1 protein-coding gene is annotated in these 366 nt (G+C 55.2%); it reads left to right on the forward strand.

Annotated features, from left to right (window positions below; translation table 11 throughout):
- Positions 1–35: 35 nt before the first annotated feature.
- The coding region (locus AF337_RS11595; protein ID WP_160320277.1) for an NUDIX hydrolase at positions 36–366 on the forward strand (331 nt) is incomplete at its 3' end.

The raw sequence follows: 366 nt of genomic DNA on the forward strand, positions 1-366 counted from the left end.
TTGAAGCAACATGCAAATTCGGTAATTCAATCAATATGACACCTAGCAAAAAAGCCAGGAAGCCTCGACCGGACAAGTCCCAACCACTGCTGCGACAGCTCGCTGCTGTTCCTGAAGTGCTGTTCGCCGGTGCATTCCGTCAACAATATGGTGCTATTTGCTTCCGTCACGGCAATGCCGGATCCGAGGTCGAAATCCTGGTGATCACGTCTCGCGAGAGCGCGCGCTGGGTCATCCCGAAAGGATGGCCGATGAAGGGGAAAAAGCCTTTCGAAGCAGCAGCAATCGAGGCCTGGGAGGAGGCAGGCGTACGCGGGGTGGTGAAGAAGAAGCCGGTCGGCCGCTATACCTATCTGAAAGAACTCC

Origin of the sequence: Rhizobium ecuadorense, assembly GCF_001187535.1 — a bacterium.
Lineage (GTDB): Bacteria > Pseudomonadota > Alphaproteobacteria > Rhizobiales > Rhizobiaceae > Rhizobium > Rhizobium ecuadorense.